Genomic DNA, 17,039 nt, shown 5'->3' on the forward strand with positions numbered 1-17,039 from the left:
TTACAGCGGCTTTCTGGTTTAGCAAAAGGCATGCTGTTTAAAAGGTATAACGTACGCCTAAATTGTAACGGGCACCATACTGATATCCGCGCAGGAACTGCTCCGGAAAGCGGACATAGGTTCGCTGGGTTTCTTCGGTAATGTTTAAGCCTTCTACAAATACCGTCAGGTTGTCGGTTACGGCATAGTTTACGTTAATATCCCATTGGCCATACGACTCGGTAAATACCGGTGCCTGGTGCTGATCAAAACCTGACAGGAATTCGTCACGCCAGTTGTAAGACACCCGCACCGACAGGCCATAATTTTCATAAATTAATGAAAGGTTAGCAGAATCGCTCAAGCCTGGTAGTGCAAACTGGTAGCCAATAGCATTACGGTCTGCTTCAACATCACCATATACAAAGGTGGCATTAGCCTGCACACCGAAACCAGTGTCGGCAAACATATGTTGTGCAGCTAACTCCCAGCCCCAGAGATTGCCCGTTTCAACATTGTTTTGCCTTAATACTGAGAAAATAGTTAAAGGATCATTTTCATCACTGAAAATCGGACCTGATGGATCTGTGCCCTGATTCTGATGAATGCGGGCAAAAATAGCCGGATCCGTTGGCTGAATACCTTCGGCAACTAACTCGGCAATAGCCTGCTCTGCGCGTGGGCCATTAAATATATCACGCAGGTTATCCATTGTTTCTTCTGTGGTAACACCAACCAGGAAGTTATCTACCTGTTTGCGGTAATAACCTGCGGACACATAACTACCGGGCGCATAGTAGTACTCCAGTGACAAGTCGATATTATCTGAAGTGTAAGGTTTTAAAGAGGGGTTACCCACAGAAACCTTGCGCTGCCCTACTTTAGGGTTACCGTCAAACGACGTAACAGAGCGTAAATCATCCACCGGAGGTCTGGTCAGCGACCGGCTATATGAGAACCGGCCCATAAGATCATCAATAATCTCTACGTTTACATCAACATTAGGCAAAAACTCGCGGGTTTTTCCCCGGCCATCAGAATATGACTGTTCATTGGTGTAACTATATGCCCATTCGTTACCATTTACCCATTGCATGCTTATCGCCGGAGTTTCCAGGCTGTTTGCGGTTAAATCTGTCTGTTCGTAGCGCAGGCCAGTAACAATATTTACCGGCATACCGTTAAATTCGGTTTCAAATCTGGCTTGTGTATAAAGTGAAATGTTTTTCTCATTCACTTTATGGTTTTCCAGAATTGCATTGGACCCGAAGCGGCCATTTAGCGACGCAGGCCAGCTACAAGCCCCTATGCCACCGTCAGGATGATCACAATCAATACTCTCTGCAATATTTACAATGTCGTAGAAATCAGCAGCATAAAAATAATTAATTTGCTTATCACTACCGCCGCCGGAGAATTTGTCCAGTAAACTGCTGGTATCTACCCGGTAAAACATATCATCTGGGTACCAGTCAGCGGACCATAACCACCAACCTGCGGCCAGTTGCCCCGAATAGGCATTATTGTAGTTAAAATCCATATTGGTGTAAGAAATACCAAAATCCAGAGCAACCAGTGCGCTGTCGCTACTGTTTAGCCATTCACCTTTTAATTGCACCTGGTCCATGGCATTTTCATTGTGATTTTTACTGACACCGCCAAATAAAGAGCCCATATCGCTGGGCAGTATTTCTGGCTGGCCGTTTGTCAGGGTAAAATCGATAACAGGAATACCGCCAGGGGTAAAGTTGGCAGTTTTGGTTTCCAAATTAGCTGTTGCATTAGGGTGAGCGTCATCTCCCGCCCATGAAGTATTACCAATAATCATATAGGCATCATGGCCAAGACCTGTGCCTTTGCTGATGGCTTTTGAGCTATGAGCATCCAGCTCCAGACTCAGATTATTTGTAACCTGCCACGCCAGATTTAACCCCAGCGATTTTGTTTCACTGGCAGAGCCATTGCGGTTCAGGTTAGTGGCATAGTCGCCATTTACTTCCGTCATATTAACGTAAGTGCCGTTTTCATTAATGGTGGCGCTCTGTACGTTGCCACCGTTATTAAACCAGACACCAAAACCGTAGCGCTCTACATCCAGTTCCTGTTTGGCATAGGTGTAATCCAGCGTGGCTTTAAAGTTGTCGGTAGGTGCAAACTGCATAACCAACTGGCCGTTGGTACGTTTACGATCATTATCCAGAATTTCGTAACCGGCATTTTGCGGATACCAGGTATTGCCATCAGCGCGCTGGTTGTTATCGGTAAGCTGCAGGTTAGGTGAGTTTGACAGATCGACATTGGGGATCCAGTTATCTACGGCCATACCTTCAGCACGGTTTTTACGTTCCTGCACTGAACCTGAAATCAGAATACCAAATTTATCATCAGCAAAGGTGTTGCTGAAAATGGCGGACAGTTCCGGCGTAAAGTCGTCACCGCTTTCATTAGCGGTGTCGTATACTGCTTTTGCGCCTACGGCAGCTTTAAGACCAGGGTTATCCAATGGCCGGGCCGTTGAAATATTTACTGTGGCGCCAATACCGCCGCTGGGTACGTCGGCGCGGGCTGTTTTATGCACCTGCACACCAGAAACACTCTCTGTAGCCAGGTTGGCAAAATCAAATGAGCGGCCATCGTTAGTTGGCATCTGGCGGCCATTTAATGTCACCAGGTTAAACTCAGGGCCAAAGCCGCGTACGGTAATGCGGCTACCTTCGTTATTTGAACGGTCAATTGATACACCGGTAATACGTTGTAACGACTCAGCAAGGTTGGTGTCCGGGAATTTACCAATGTCTTCTGCCGTTATAGCATCCACTACCCCGGTTGACTCACGTTTAATATCCATCGACTTAGCTAAACTGCCGCGAATACCGGTAACCTGTATAACTTCAACTTCAGTAGTTTGTGCTGTATCGTCATTCGCATAAACAGGGGCCATAACACCGGCGCCTGTAATAAGTGACAAACTTATCGCCAGACGCGATAGTTTGAAACGTGTGTGGTTCATACCCTTTCTCCCGTGTTTTGCTGAGTGTGTAATCGTTTTAATTATTTGGTAGCGCTTACATTTTTAATCTTGTGGCTAAAACCTATAATGTAAGCGCTTACAAAAGGTAGATGATTAATGTCATAAGGTCAATACATCAGTAGCAAAAAGCTGCACAATATTGTGCAGGTCTGTGTTTATATTGGTGCATTGCGTTGGGCAGATACAGATGGCGTATTGATTTTACCTTTAAATACAATGCATTAAGTTTTCTGTTGATCTTGCCAAGAGGCGGTGTTGCTCTTTATTGGTGCTTTAAGGAAGGGCAGAGGCAACCAGCGTTTTTTGCCGGATCGGGTTTAGATAATAGGTAGAAAAACAGCAGCATAAAAAGTGCTGCTGTAATAACTATAACTGGAGTCAGCTGGCGTTAGTCAGCTAAATGTTTTAATAGCACCTGATGAAACTCCTGTTCAGCTTCTACCTGGGGTGAGTGGCCCAGTTCAGGTAGTTCCACCAGCGTCGCCCGCATGGCTTTAGCAGCGGCCTGACCCAGTTGTGGGTAGTTACCCAGTTTAGCTGCCAGCTCTTTACTGGCGCGGTTGGCGCCTGGTGCGGTGCGATCTTTTCCGCCAATAATCAGTACTGCCGGTACGCGGATATTGGCAAACTCATGTACTACCGGCTGGGTAAATATCATCTCAGAGGTTTGCGCCTGGTTCATTGCCACTATGTTTTTACCTGCGCCTGCGTAAAGCCCGGCCTGCATATTTACCCATTGCTCATACTCCGGTTTCCAGTTGCCGTCGTAATAAAACTTCAGCTGATACGCTTTAATACTGTCGAAGCTGGTTTTTAGTTCGTTAGCGTACAGGGCGTCAATAGTGGCATAAGGCACGCCTTCAGCCTGCCAGTCTTCCAGCCCGATAGGGTTAACCAGCACAATTTTTTCCACGTTTTGTGGGTATTGCAGCGCATAACGCGCGGTGAGCATACCGCCCATAGAATGGCCGATAACAACCGGCCGGGTAACCCCAATACTGTTTAGTAAACTGTGCGTATTAGCGGCTAATTGTGCCAAACTAAACTGATATCCCTGTGGCTTGCTGGATTTACAAAAACCGATCTGATCAGGCACTACCACGCGGTAACCTTGGCCGGTCAGTACCTTTATACTGGCTTGCCAGGTGGCGGCACAAAAGTTTTTGCCGTGCAATAGTACGGCGGTTTTGCCGTTAGCTGTTGTCACAGGAGCAATATCCATATAGGCCATTTCCAGCTTCTGGCCCTGGGTTAACAACGGGTAGTTTTTTACCTCAAACGGATAGTCAAAGCCCTCAAGGCGTGGGCCATAAGAGGTTTGGGCAAATGCCGGTGCAGAAAAAACATAAGCCATAGCCGTGGCAACAATAGCCGTGAAAATACGCATAAATTGTTCCTGTTTTGTTTTAACACCATTTGAGTGTAAATAAAAACACCGTTATTGCCTAATCTGGTACTGCAGTTAAGTTATTTAACGCGCTAAAGCAGTGTTCTGCCGAAATGCCGGCAATCTTTACCTAATCTTGACGTTTACCGCGTTGAGCCAATGTTAACGCTAACTTATAGTAAGCGCGGATTTTACTCAGGTTACAGGAATTACGGAAAATGGCGTTGCTGAAGAAACCTTTGCTGGTAGCAGGTGTAGTGGTGGTAGTTGCAACTGCAGCTTATTTTTTATGGCCAAAAACCGGTAGCCCCACAGCAGCAGCGCCTGCCAGGCAAATGAACCCCTGGGCGATGCCGGTTCCGGTGCGGGTAGTCACGGCCGATGCTGCCGATTTACGGGTACAAATAAAAACCATTGGTACGGTTACGCCACTAAATACGGTAGTAGTGCAAAGCCGGGTAACCGGAACACTGCAGCAAGTTGCTTTTACTGAGGGCGACAAGGTTACACAGGGCCAGTTGCTGGCAGAAATTGAACAGGCCGATTATCAAATTCAACTGGCGCAAGCTCAGGGCCAACTGGAGCAAAATCTGGCACAGCTAAAAAATGCTGAAGCGGATTTACAGCTGTATAGCAAACTGCGCGAGCAAAGCTCTATTTCGGCGCAGCAGTACAATCAGCAGCAGGCGTTGGTTGCACAGCTCAAAGGGACAATAAAATCGAATCAGGCACAGATTGATGCCGCCAAACTACAATTGTCTTACACCCGTATTCATGCGCCTATCAGCGGACGTTTGGGGCTGCGCCGGGTTGATCCGGGTAACCTTATTCAGGCCAATAATACCGAAGGGTTGGTCACTATTACGCAAAGCTCACCTATTGCAGTGTTGTTTGCGATTCCTGAAAGCCAGTTACAACAGGTACGCGAGGCCGTGCGCCGGGGTGAAAGCTTAACGGTAGAAGCCTGGGACAGATCTGAGCGGCAGTTACTCAGCCAGGGGGCACTTACGACACTGGATAACCAGATTGATGCCGCTACCGGCACACTACGGCTAAAAGCGGAATTTGCTAACGGGCAGGAAGAGTTGTTCCCTAACCAGTTTGTCAATGTCAGGCTGAATGTAGCGGTGCAGCAAGGCGCGGTAACTATTCCGCAAGATGCGGTGCAGTATGGCTCTGCCGGTAATTATGTGTATGTGATTGAGCAAAACAAAGCGCAAATCCGCCAGGTTAAACTGGGCGCTACAGATAACGGCCTGGTCGCGGTGGAAGATGGCCTGCAAACCGGGGATCTGGTGGTACTGGAAGGGCTGGACAGATTAAGGCCGGGCCGTGCAGTTGAGGTGATTACCGACCAGCCGGTTCCGGCCGGTTAAGGGGCGGTAATGAATTTATCCCGTCCTTTTATACTGCGGCCTGTTGCTACGTCGCTATTAATGCTGGCGATACTTATAGCCGGTATTCTCAGTTGGCGGCAGTTGCCGGTAGCTGCATTACCGCAGGTAGATTACCCTATTATTCAGGTGTTTAGTTTTAACCCCGGTGCCAGCCCCGACATTATGGCACGTACCGTTACCGCACCGCTGGAGCGGCGGCTGGGGCAAATTCCCGGCTTAAAGCAAATGTCATCCAGCAGTTCAGCCGGTGCATCGGTTATTACATTGCAGTTTGCGTTGGTAGTGGATATGGGCGTAGCCGAGCAGGAAGTACAGGCAGCCATTAACACTGCTGCGTCATTGTTGCCATCTGACTTGCCTACACCACCGGTGTATCGCAAAGTAAACCCGGCCGATGCGCCTATTCTTACGCTTGCCATCACGTCTGATACGCTGCGCTTGCCTCAGGTATACGACTTAGTTGACACCCGGATGGCGCAAAAGCTGGCGCAGTTGCCCGGCGTAGGCATGGTAAGCCTGGCCGGTGGTCAGCGCCCGGCGATAAGGGTTAAAGCCAACCCGGCCGCACTGGCCAATATGGATTTAAGCCTGGAAAACCTGCGCAGCGCCATTGCCGCCGCCAACACTAACCAACCTAAGGGCAGCTTTGATGGCCCGTTTCGCTCTACTATGCTCGATGCCAATGATCAGATCCGTGATATAGCCGAATATCAGCAACTGATTATTGCCTGGCGTGACAATGCGCCGGTGCGGCTGGCAGATGTAGCCACGGTAGAGCAAGGTGCCGAAGACCGTTTTCTGGCGGCCTGGGCAAATGAGCAGCCGGCTGTACTGCTGAATATTCAGCGCCAGCCCGGCGCAAACGTTATCGAGGTCGCCGACAGAGTACAGGCGCTACTGCCGCAGCTTACCTCCACCATGCCGGCGGCGGTAAATGTAACAGTATTAACCGACCGTACCCTGAGTATCCGGGCTTCGGTACGTGATGTACAAAAAGAACTGATTTTTGCGGTTTGCCTAGTGATCCTGGTGACCTTTGTGTTTTTGCGTACTATACCGGCCACTATTATTCCCAGCCTGGCAGTACCGTTATCACTTATTGGTACTTTTGCTGTCATGTTGCTGCTGGATTTTTCGGTAAACAACCTGACGCTAATGGCTCTGACGATTGCAACCGGTTTTGTGGTGGATGATGCCATTGTGATGCTGGAAAACATAGCCCGACACCGCGAGCAGGGTGCCTCGCCGATGGAGGCTGCGCTTAAAGGTGCGAAAGAAATTGGCTTCACACTGATTTCATTAACTTTTTCTCTTGTTGCTGTGTTGATCCCGCTGCTGTTTATGGCCGATGTAGTAGGCCGGTTGTTTTATGAATTTGCCGTTACTCTGACCGTAGCAATACTGATTTCATTAGTGGTGTCGTTAACCCTTACGCCTATGCTGTGTGCCCATATGCTAACCGCACTGCCACCGCACGAGGATAAAGATAACCCTGGTACTATGCAGCGGGTAATTAACGCCTATGGCCGAGCGTTGCAGTGGGTGCTGCGCCATCAGCGGCTGGCCATGGCCAGTATGCTGGCAACGGTAGCCCTGACAGCCGGTTTGTATATGATGGTGCCTAAAGGGTTTTTCCCGGTGCAGGATAGCGGTGTAATACAAATTATCACCGAGGCGCCGCAGGATATTTCGTTTCAGGCTATGGCGCAGCGTCAGCAACAACTGGCGGCGAATATTCTGCAGCATAGTGACGTTAGCAGCCTGTCGTCTTTTATCGGCGTAGATGGCAATAACAACAGTATTAACAGTGGCCGTATTCTGGTGAACCTGAAACCGCATGGTGAGCGCAGTGCATCGGCGGTGCAAATAATACATCAGCTGGAGCAACAGGTGCTGGCTGTGCCCGGTATTAAGGGCTGGTTCCAGCCGGTGCAGGAGCTTAGCATCGAAGACAGAGTAAGCCGTACCCAGTATCAGTTCAGCCTGAGCACGCCAGACCATGAAATGTTAAGTCTGTGGTTACCGGAGGTATTCAGTGCCTTGCAGCAACGGCCTGAGTTGTCAGAGGTGGCACATGATTTTCAGCAGCAGGGGTTACAGGCTTATATCGATATTGACCGCACAGCCGCTGCCAGGCTTGGCCTCACAGTGGCACAAATAAGCTCGGTATTGCAAAGTGCTTACAGCCAGCGGCAGGTTTCAACCCTGTTTACCCAGGCTAATCAGTACCGCATCGTGCTGGAGGCTGATCCGGCACAGGTTACCGGCATAGATGCGCTGGATAAACTGTACCTTACCAGTAGTAGTGGTGCCACAGTACCGTTATCAGCCGTGGCCACGGTAAGCCAGCGGCCGGCCCGCGTGCTGATTAACCAGCAGGGGCAGTTTCCGGCTATAACGCTGTCGTTTAATCTGGCCCCCGGCTATTCGCTGGGTGAGGCAGTTGCCGCCATTGAGCAGGTGCAGCAACAACTGCAACTGCCGCCTGAAGTTGAGCTAACGTTTCAGGGCGCGGCCGAAGCATTCCGGGCGTCGCTTAGCAACACGCTGTGGTTAGTGCTGGCGGCTATCGTTACCATGTATATAGTGTTGGGTATTTTGTATGAAAGCCTGATCCACCCGATAACCATTTTATCTACGTTGCCCTCTGCTACGGTGGGTGCCTTACTGGCTTTACTGATTACCGGCCAGCCGCTGGATCTTATTGCAGTGATCGGCATAGTACTGCTGATTGGCCTGGTAAAGAAAAACGGCATTATGATGGTCGATTTTGCGCTCGATGCGCAGCGTAACCAGGGCTTAACGCCTGATGACGCGATTTATCAGGCGGCGTTGATGCGGTTCCGGCCTATTCTGATGACCACTTTAGCGGCCTTATTTGGTGCTATACCACTGATGCTGGGTACAGGTTCCGGTGCCGAGTTGCGCCAGCCGCTGGGGCTGGTAATGGTAGGCGGTTTAATGGTAAGTCAGGTACTTACCCTGTTTACCACGCCGGTGGTGTACCTGTGGTTTGACCGCCTGTTCAGCAAGCGCAAACCGGCAATGCAGGCAGAGGCAACCGCAGTATGAACCTGGCACAGCCCTTTATTCAACGGCCGGTAGCCAGCTCGTTACTGGCCAGCGCTATTTTACTGCTGGGTTTATTAAGCTGGCGTTTATTACCGGTATCGCCGTTACCTGCTATTGATTTTCCAATGATTGTTGTTACCGCCAGTTTGCCCGGTGCCAGCCCTGAGAGCATGGCTGCAACGGTGGCAACACCGCTGGAGCGGGCACTTGGCAGTATTTCCGGTATCCGGCGCATCAGTTCGTCCAGCAGCCAGGGGTCTACTCAGGTACGGCTGGAATTTGAATTGCAGCGCAATGTTGATGATGCCGCCCGCGAAGTGCAGGCTGCTATTAATGCTGCCCGTGGCCAGTTACCCGCAGGTATGCCGGGTAACCCGGTTTACCGCAAGTTTAACCCGTCACAGGCACCGATAATGGCGCTGGCGCTAAGCTCAGGCCATCTGGCAGGCAGTGTGTTGTACGACAACGCCTCTACCGTGCTGGCACAAAAACTGGCACAAATTACCGGCGTAGGCGAGGTAGAGGTAAGTGGCTCCTCGTTGCCTGCGGTGCGGGTACAGCTTAACCCCGGTATGCTGGCGCACTACGGTGTGGCACTGGATGAAGTGCGCGCCGCCATCAGTAGTGTTAATGCTTCAGTGCCGCTTGGCGTACTGGAAAGCGATAGCCATCGCTGGCAACTGGCTACCAGTGAAACCTTACGTCAGGCTGCCGACTACCAAAACCTGATTATTAAATACATTAACGGTGCGCCAATCCGGCTGTCAGATGTGGCGCTGGTAACAGATTCCACCGAAAACCGTTACAGCGCCGGTTTTCACAACGACAAAGATGCAGTGATCCTGCTGGTAAGCCGGCGTACCGGTGCCAATATTGTTGAAACGATCGATGCAATCTATCAGCAACTGCCGTTGTTGCAGGCGCTGACCCCGGCCGGAGCTGATTTAGCTGTGGTGATGGATCGCAGCCCGGTGATCCGCGCTACGCTGGCGGAAGCGCAGGTTAGCCTGCTGATCGCTGCCGTGCTGGTGGTGCTGGTGGTTTGGGCATTTCTTGGCAGTTTACGCACGGCGCTGATCCCCAGTCTCACCATACCCATATCGCTGATTGGCGCTTTTACCGTAATGTACCTGTGTGGTTTTTCACTGAACAACTTATCGGTAATGGCCCTGATAGTTGCCACCGGCCTGGTGGTGGATGATGCCATCGTGGTGGTAGAAAATATTAAACGCCATTTAGAGCGCGGTTTGTCGCCGCTGCAAGCTGCCAGACAGGGCGTGGCAGAAGTAGGTTTTACCCTGCTGGCAATGAACCTGGCACTGATAGTTATTTTTCTGTCCATTTTATTTATGGGCGGCCTGGTAGAGCGGCTGTTTCGCGAGTTCTCAATTACGCTGGTGGCTGCAATGGTTATTTCGTTGCTGGTGTCATTAACTCTTACGCCCAGTATGTCAGCACTGATGTTAAAAGCCGCGCCGCTGGCACAGCAGAAACAAGGGCTGTTTTACCGTTTTGGTCAGGGTTACCGGCGCAGCATTGATATTGGCCTGAACCATTATCGCTGGCTGTTATTAGCGTTGGTGTTGCTGTTTGCCGCCAGTGGTTGGTTATACAGCAAACTACCGTCTGGCTTACTGCCAGAGCAGGATACCGGCCAATTGAATGGCTTTGTACGCGGTGATGATGGTGCTTCCTTTCAGATGATGCAGCCAAAAATAGAAGCGTTTCGTCAGTTTGTTCTGCAAGACCCTGCTGTAGCCGATGTTACCGGTTCCAGCGGCGGCACCAGTGGTGTCAGTAATTCATGGATGCGGGTGCGGTTAAAGCCGCTGGCCGAACGTCAGATTTCTGCCCGCGCTGTGGTTGACCGGCTGCGGGCTAATGCACCCAAGGTGCCGGGCGGCATTTTGTTTATGAATGTTGATCAGGATATTCGCTTGTCTTCGCCCTTTAGCCGCAGTGATTACGAAGTACAGCTGCTATCCGACGATCTGGCATTGCTGCGCCAGTGGGGTAAAAAAGTTGGCGAAAAACTACAGGAATTACCTGCGCTGGTTGATGTGAATACGCCAGGCGGTGAGGATGCGCAGCAAATTGAACTGCATATCGACCGAGAAGCCGCACAACGGCTGGGTGTTGATATGCGTACTGTGGCCACACTACTGAATAATTCTTTCTCACAGCGTCAGATTGCCACCTTATATGATCAACAAAACCAGTACCGTATCGTAATGGAACTGATGCCTGGTTACACCGCCCAACCAGAGGTGTTGCAGCAATTGCAGATTATTACCAGTGACGGCCGGCAGATACCGCTATCGGCTATTGCCAGTTACCGCTATGGTTTGGTTAATGACAGAGTACAGCACGACGGCCAGTTTGCTTCAGTTAACATCGGCTACGGCCTTGGACCGGATACCACTATGGAACAGGCATCAGCGGCCATCGATCAGGCACTGGCAGAGCTGATGGTGCCCGGTGCTATTCATGCGATAAGCGGCGAGAACCAGCGCAATGCAATGTTTAAAAGCAGCGATCAAACCTGGCTGATTATCGGCGTGATAGTGGCAGTGTACCTGTTGCTGGGCATATTGTACGAAAGCCTGCTGCAACCGCTGACTATACTGTCAACTTTGCCCTGTGCCGGGCTTGGGGCATTGCTGGCGCTGTATCTTACTAACAGTGATTTTAATTTAATTGCGCTGCTGGGCCTGTTTTTACTGATTGGCATCGTTATGAAAAACGCCATTTTACTGGTCGATTTTGCTCTGGCTGCCGAACGTAACCAGGGTTTATCGCCCCAGGAAGCCGTTGCGCAGGCTGCCAGGCAGCGGCTGCGGCCTATTTTAATGACAAACTTTGCTGCGCTGCTCGGGGCTTTACCATTGTTGTTGGGGGTAGGCGAAGGCTCTGAGCTGCGCCAGCCGCTGGGTATTACCATAGTAGGCGGTTTACTGGTAAGCCAGATCCTCACGCTTTACACCACCCCGGCAGTATATCTGCTGATCAGCAAGTGCCGTAAAAGCCCGGTACGCACTAAGGCTGTAACCTCAGCAGCGGGTTAAGTAGTTAAAACCCTGCCGGTTGCCATCAGGCAGCCGGTGCCTGCGATGGCTTTTTTACCGGTGAACCGGTAAATTTTTCTGCATCGCGCTTATATTGCTGTTTTAGTTTTTTTGCCATACCCCATTCAAACCTTTAAATATCAATAACATAACATGCACTCTAAAAGCTGGCATGTTACTGGCTATATTCCTACTGACAATTGACCCTGTGCATATTGCACATAAGGAGAACATTATGTTGGGCTGGGCATTAACATTCTTAATTATCGCACTTATTGCCGCTGTACTGGGCTTTGGTGGTATTGCGGGTGCAGCTGCAGGTATAGCTAAAGTTATATTCTTTATCTTTATCGTGCTGTTAGTTATTTCATTATTAGCAGGCGCTTTACGCGGTAAAACGCCAAGGTTGTAAGTGGTAAAAAGAGGAAATGTAGTATGACAATAACTAACGTATTATTCCGTTTGATGTTGGTAACAGCGCTGGTATTTTCTGTCGTAGCATGTGAAAAAAATAATGCTGAAGAGGCTGGCGAGAAAATTGATGAAGTGGTTACTGACGTAGGTAACAAAGTGGAAGATTTATGTGAGGATGTCAAAGACAAAGCTGATGCTAAAGACAAAGATTGTTAAGCATATAACGTAGCCGCCACAAGCGGCTGCGTTTGTTTTATTTGTCAGGCAGGCAACTTTGTCAGGAGTACAACCGGCTATGAATATTGCTCTGTACTATGTGTTACTGGCATTACTGTTGGCTGTAGCCAGTTGGTTTGTACCCTACCTGTTGTTACAACTGGTATTAGCCTGGGCTGCGCTTTCGTTTCTGGTGGTCAGTTCTGCTTACTGGTTAAATACTGCAGCAGTATTTCGTAAACGCGGTAATGGTAGCTTGCCTTGGTACAGCCGCTGGTTATTTATTCCTTTCTTGTTTAGTGCCAACTGTTATAACGTGCAGGCCAGACGCCGGGATAAAGTACCGCCAATACAGCGGGTTAGTGGCGGGTTGTATCTTGGTGCCCGTTTAACTGCCGCCGATATGGAGCAGTTACACGCTGAGCAAATAACCGCTGTACTGGATGTTACCGCCGAATTTGCTGCTTTGGACGAACTAAGCCAGTCTGATGACATTAGCTATCTGAATATTCCGGTGTTGGACCACGCCAGCCCCAGCCATACCCAGCTGCAGCAAGCGGTAAACTGGTTGCAACGGCAACGGGTTGCTGGCCGTAAAGTACTGGTGCACTGTGCACTGGGGCGTGGCCGTTCGGTGCTGGTACTGGCTGCCTTTTTACTTAGCCGACATAACAGCCGTAGTGCCGATAAGGCTGTAGCGTTGATCCGGCAGGTAAGGCATACCGCCCGGCTTAATAAACATCAGTTGGCAGCGCTGCGGAAATTTACCGACAATTACACTGAGCAAGGTCAGCAGCCGGTATGGCTGATTGCTAACCCCGCTGCCGGTGGTGGTAAGTGGGCAGATGCCGAAGCTGAGGTTGTCGATTTACTCTCGCCCTTTATGCAACTGAGCCTGCATATCAGCAGTAAAGATTGCACCGCGCGGCAACTGGCACAGCAGGCAAAACAGGCTGGCTGTACCCTGGTTATTGCCTGCGGCGGTGATGGTACGGTAACCGAGGTTGCATCGGTACTGGTTGGTACTGAGATCCGTTTAGGCATTATTCCTCTGGGCACCACTAACGCTCTGAGCCATGCGTTGTGGGGTATAAGTGCCAAGATAATGCCGTTGCGTTCTGCTTGTCTGAACATTATTGAAGGTCAGAGCCGCGCTATAGATACGGCTCGTTGCAACGACAAATTAATGCTGTTGTTAGCCGGTGTGGGTTTTGAACAGCAAATGATTGAGGCAGCTGATCGCAGCAGTAAAGATCAGCTGGGCCAACTGGCGTACCTGAATGGTTTATGGCAGGCGGTACAGGCGAATCATATTCAGCAGCTATGGGTGCAATTTGATAATAAACCCGAGCAAGCGTTAGATACTGCCAGTCTTGTAATAGCCAACGCTGCCCCCCTTACAACGTTACTGGCACAGGGACACGGTGCGCCGGATTTAACAGATGGCAAACTGGATATCACCTGGCTTACGGCCGACAACGCCGACAACAACGCCGTGTTGGGCCTGGCTGAGCTGGCGCTGGCAGGCTTAACCAACATCAGTCTTAATGCGATCAGTCAGCACTGTAGTGCCCGGCAGATAAAAATTCGCCGGCAAGACGGACAACAGCTGCAGTATGTTATCGACGGTGAGTTATACAGTGACAGCGTACTGGATATCAGCGTTGTTCCGGCGTCATTGCAGGTAATGCTGGCCGACAGTCCTGACAGCCAGCAGGGCTCAGGTTGAAGCGCTTACTGTTCAGTTTGCTGATACTTTTCCAGTTTGTTATACAGGGTTTTCACACTGATCCCCAACTGCTGCGCGGTATCGGTTTTATTACCGGCATTTTGTTCCAGCGTATTTAAAATCGCCGCTTTTTCCAGCGCTTCCAGTGACACACCACAAGGAACTTCGGTCAGGCACTGCTCATCAGAATCATCCGTAACGGCTTCTAACAGCAAATGTTCGGGTAAAATAAGCTTATCTGCCAGAATATAAGCGCGCTCTATAGCATGCTTTAACTCGCGTACATTACCAGGCCAGCTGTGCTGGGCTATCAGGTGCAATGTTTCAGCAGCTAGCTGTTTTTGCTGCTGCTCTTTGGCATTGCGGTAAGCCAGAAAATGTTGTGCCAAACCGCAAATATCATCGCCGCGGTCACGCAGAGGCGGTACATGCACCGGAAATTGCGCCAGGCGGAAATACAAATCTTCCCGCAGTGCGCCTTCTGCAATAGCCTGTTGCGGGTCACGGTTTGTTGCCGCCACAATACGCACATTAGCCTGGCATACTTTGTCACTGCCCACCGGGCGGTACTCACCGCTTTCCAATACCCTTAATAGCTTAACTTGCTGATCCAGTGGCATTTCGGTTATTTCATCCAGAAACAGGGTGCCGCCTTCTGCCTGGGCAAATACTCCTTGATGCTCGCGCAGAGCGCCGGTGAAAGCCCCTTTGTTATGGCCAAACAGTTCGCTGTCTACCAACTCCGGGCTTAGTGCTCCACAGTTAATCGCCACAAAAGGCTGCTCGGCACGGTAACTGGCTAAGTGTAATGTGTTGGCAACTAACTCTTTACCTGCACCACTCTCGCCAGCGATCAGCACGTTAGCTTCCGTTACCGCCACTTTACGTAAAATGCGGTAAAGTTTGAGCATACAGCGGGAGGATCCCACCAACAAGCCGAACTGATCTAATGCACTGGCACAGGCTTTTGCCTGTTGCCGGCTGGTGCTGAGCTGTTCGTAAAAATCCTGCAAGATATCGAGAATACAGGCCATATCCAGCGGTTGACGGAAATGATAACCGGCTCCGCTGCGCATCATCTGATCCAGTACCGGATCAGGGCTGCCGTCGCTAACGACAATAAAGTCGATTTCTGCCAGTAATTTGCTATGTAGTAGCCGTTGATAGTCAGCCTGGCTGTGTTTGTCTGCCTGAATAAATGCCAGCTCACAGGGCTGCTGCTGTAATTGCTCAGACCAGGGCGCAGAATCGCTGCTTCTTACTACCACGAAGCGGCGTACAGCGGGAGACTGTAGCAGCTGGGTAGCCAGCCCGGTGTCCTGCACATGCAGAAATAAACGTGGTTGTGTCATCTGTCAGATCTCAGTTGCGATATATAACTCTAAGCCAGCACTGTAACTTTAACAATGTGGATGGGTAAAACTTACCAGTATTTATTACGACGAGATGGTGTATGCAGAAAATAATAAGCTAAATCATTAATTTAAGCCTTGGTACATGAATTGAATATGAACTATGACCGCTAAAACCGCACAGGAGGTACCCTTATGCAGTATGTAGGTTCAGCAAAGTCAGAATATGGCGAAGAAAGAATGTTATCTGGTGTTTATGCTGTTTGTGTCGCTGCACAACGATTTTTCCAGCAGGCAGCACAACATGCTGCCGACAGCAATCTGCGTTATAAATTCCGTGAACTGGCAAATTTGCATGAAACAACCGCACAGCAGCTACCTGCAACAGCAAAACAGCAGGCCACACCACAGGATTACAGCAGTGAACTGGCTGCAGTGCAGTTTTGGTACCTGCACCAGCAAGCTGTATTGCATAGCCAGCCGGTGACGCAATCTGTGCTGACTGAACTGGCCGGTTTACTGCAACAGCAACTACACGCATTAAAGCAACTGATCCGGGCAGTACACTGCCGCACAACTAAAGTAACGCTGGCGCACTTATCTGCTGCACTGCAAATGGCCAGCGATCAGTTACAACCACTGCTGCAAGTTTTACCGGTTGGCAGGCAAAATGTACAAACAAAAAATTAACATAACATGAATGTAAAAATAATATATAATAAAAACATGAAGTTAATTGTTGGCATCAAACTGGCATTAGTTATATCGTCTCAACAAAAAGGAGCGACAACATGAAACGTACAACTTTAGCAATGATGATGGCCCTGGCATTTGCCACCACAACAGTAGCGGCAAATGACTGGAAAGACGGCGCCAAAGATGCGTGGATTGACGGCAAGGCCGAAACAACATTACTGTTAAACGGTAATCTGAATTCGTTTGATATTAATACCGACGTTAAAAACGGTAAAGTTACGCTAACCGGTAAAGTAAAAAGTGATGTAGATAAAGCTTTAGCGGAAGAGCTGATTGAAAATCTGGATGGTGTAACCGGCGTAGACAACCAACTGACAGTGGTTAACTCTGGTCAAACAGCTAACAGTAAAGACGGTAGCGCCCTGAAAGACGCTAAAATTGCTACGGTAGTTAAAACCCGTTTGTTATTTGAATCAGAAGTCAGTGGCACTTCGATCAATGTAGACGCTGACAACGGCGTGGTTACATTGCAAGGTGAAGTTGATTCTGACGCTGAAAAAGATTTGGCGGTAGCTATTGCGAAAAACACTTCTGATGTTACTCGTGTAATTGACAAGTTGCAGGTTGCCCGCTAGTACATCTGTAGCTATAAATAAAAAGCCGATCTGAGCCTGCAAGCCAGATCGGCTTTTGCTGTCTGG

The 17,039-nt window shown here is 49.7% G+C and carries 11 protein-coding genes; 8 read left to right on the forward strand and 3 right to left on the reverse strand.

Annotated features, from left to right (window positions below):
- Positions 1-37 precede the first annotated feature (37 nt).
- Positions 38-2,989 carry a TonB-dependent receptor gene (locus tag M2404_RS03260; protein WP_259238294.1) on the reverse strand — a complete coding sequence of 984 codons (2,952 nt, stop codon included), beginning with the start codon at positions 2,987-2,989 and terminating at the stop codon, positions 38-40.
- A 409-nt stretch (positions 2,990-3,398) separates the two neighbouring features.
- Positions 3,399-4,397: an alpha/beta fold hydrolase gene (locus tag M2404_RS03265; RefSeq protein ID WP_259238295.1), complete on the reverse strand. Its 999-nt coding sequence runs from the start codon at positions 4,395-4,397 to the stop codon at positions 3,399-3,401.
- A gap of 218 nt (positions 4,398-4,615) precedes the next feature.
- On the opposite strand from M2404_RS03265, the gene M2404_RS03270 reads away from it, so the two are divergent.
- The 6 genes from M2404_RS03270 (at position 4,616) to M2404_RS03295 (ending at position 14,290) form a co-directional block, all read left to right on the forward strand.
- On the forward strand, positions 4,616-5,773 hold the full coding sequence (locus tag M2404_RS03270; protein ID WP_259238296.1) for an efflux RND transporter periplasmic adaptor subunit: 1,158 nt from the start codon (positions 4,616-4,618) through the stop codon (positions 5,771-5,773).
- A gap of 9 nt (positions 5,774-5,782) precedes the next feature.
- On the forward strand, positions 5,783-8,866 hold the full coding sequence (locus M2404_RS03275; protein WP_259238297.1) for a multidrug efflux RND transporter permease subunit: 3,084 nt from the start codon (positions 5,783-5,785) through the stop codon (positions 8,864-8,866).
- A complete protein-coding gene (locus M2404_RS03280; protein ID WP_259238298.1) occupies positions 8,863-11,931 on the forward strand; it encodes an efflux RND transporter permease subunit in 3,069 nt (1,022 codons plus the stop codon). The genes M2404_RS03275 and M2404_RS03280 overlap by 4 nt, the downstream gene beginning before the upstream one ends.
- Positions 11,932-12,166: 235 nt before the next feature.
- The gene (locus tag M2404_RS03285; RefSeq protein ID WP_259238299.1) at positions 12,167-12,343 is read left to right on the forward strand and encodes a DUF1328 domain-containing protein; all 177 of its coding nucleotides are present in this window, start codon (positions 12,167-12,169) and stop codon (positions 12,341-12,343) included.
- 23 nt (positions 12,344-12,366) lie between these two features.
- Positions 12,367-12,561, forward strand: coding sequence for a hypothetical protein (locus M2404_RS03290; RefSeq protein ID WP_259238300.1), 195 nt, complete (start codon positions 12,367-12,369; stop codon positions 12,559-12,561).
- A gap of 79 nt (positions 12,562-12,640) precedes the next feature.
- A complete protein-coding gene (locus M2404_RS03295) occupies positions 12,641-14,290 on the forward strand; it encodes a diacylglycerol kinase family protein (RefSeq protein WP_259238301.1) in 1,650 nt (549 codons plus the stop codon).
- Between the two features lie 5 nt (positions 14,291-14,295).
- On the opposite strand, the gene M2404_RS03300 is transcribed toward M2404_RS03295, so the two are convergent.
- Positions 14,296-15,642 (reverse strand): sigma-54 interaction domain-containing protein, encoded by a 1,347-nt coding sequence (locus tag M2404_RS03300; protein ID WP_259238302.1) that lies wholly within the window; start codon positions 15,640-15,642, stop codon positions 14,296-14,298.
- A 195-nt stretch (positions 15,643-15,837) separates the two neighbouring features.
- Here M2404_RS03300 and M2404_RS03305 point away from each other — a divergent pair, with 195 nt between their 5' ends.
- Together M2404_RS03305 and M2404_RS03310 are read left to right on the forward strand one after the other, a co-directional pair.
- A complete protein-coding gene (locus M2404_RS03305) occupies positions 15,838-16,332 on the forward strand; it encodes a PA2169 family four-helix-bundle protein (protein WP_259238303.1) in 495 nt (164 codons plus the stop codon).
- Between the two features lie 101 nt (positions 16,333-16,433).
- Positions 16,434-16,973 carry a BON domain-containing protein gene (locus M2404_RS03310; protein ID WP_259238304.1) on the forward strand — a complete coding sequence of 180 codons (540 nt, stop codon included), beginning with the start codon at positions 16,434-16,436 and terminating at the stop codon, positions 16,971-16,973.
- The last annotated feature ends 66 nt before the right edge of the window (positions 16,974-17,039 follow it).

It is taken from the genome of Rheinheimera pacifica (assembly GCF_024809855.1).
Taxonomy (GTDB): domain Bacteria; phylum Pseudomonadota; class Gammaproteobacteria; order Enterobacterales; family Alteromonadaceae; genus Alishewanella; species Alishewanella pacifica_A.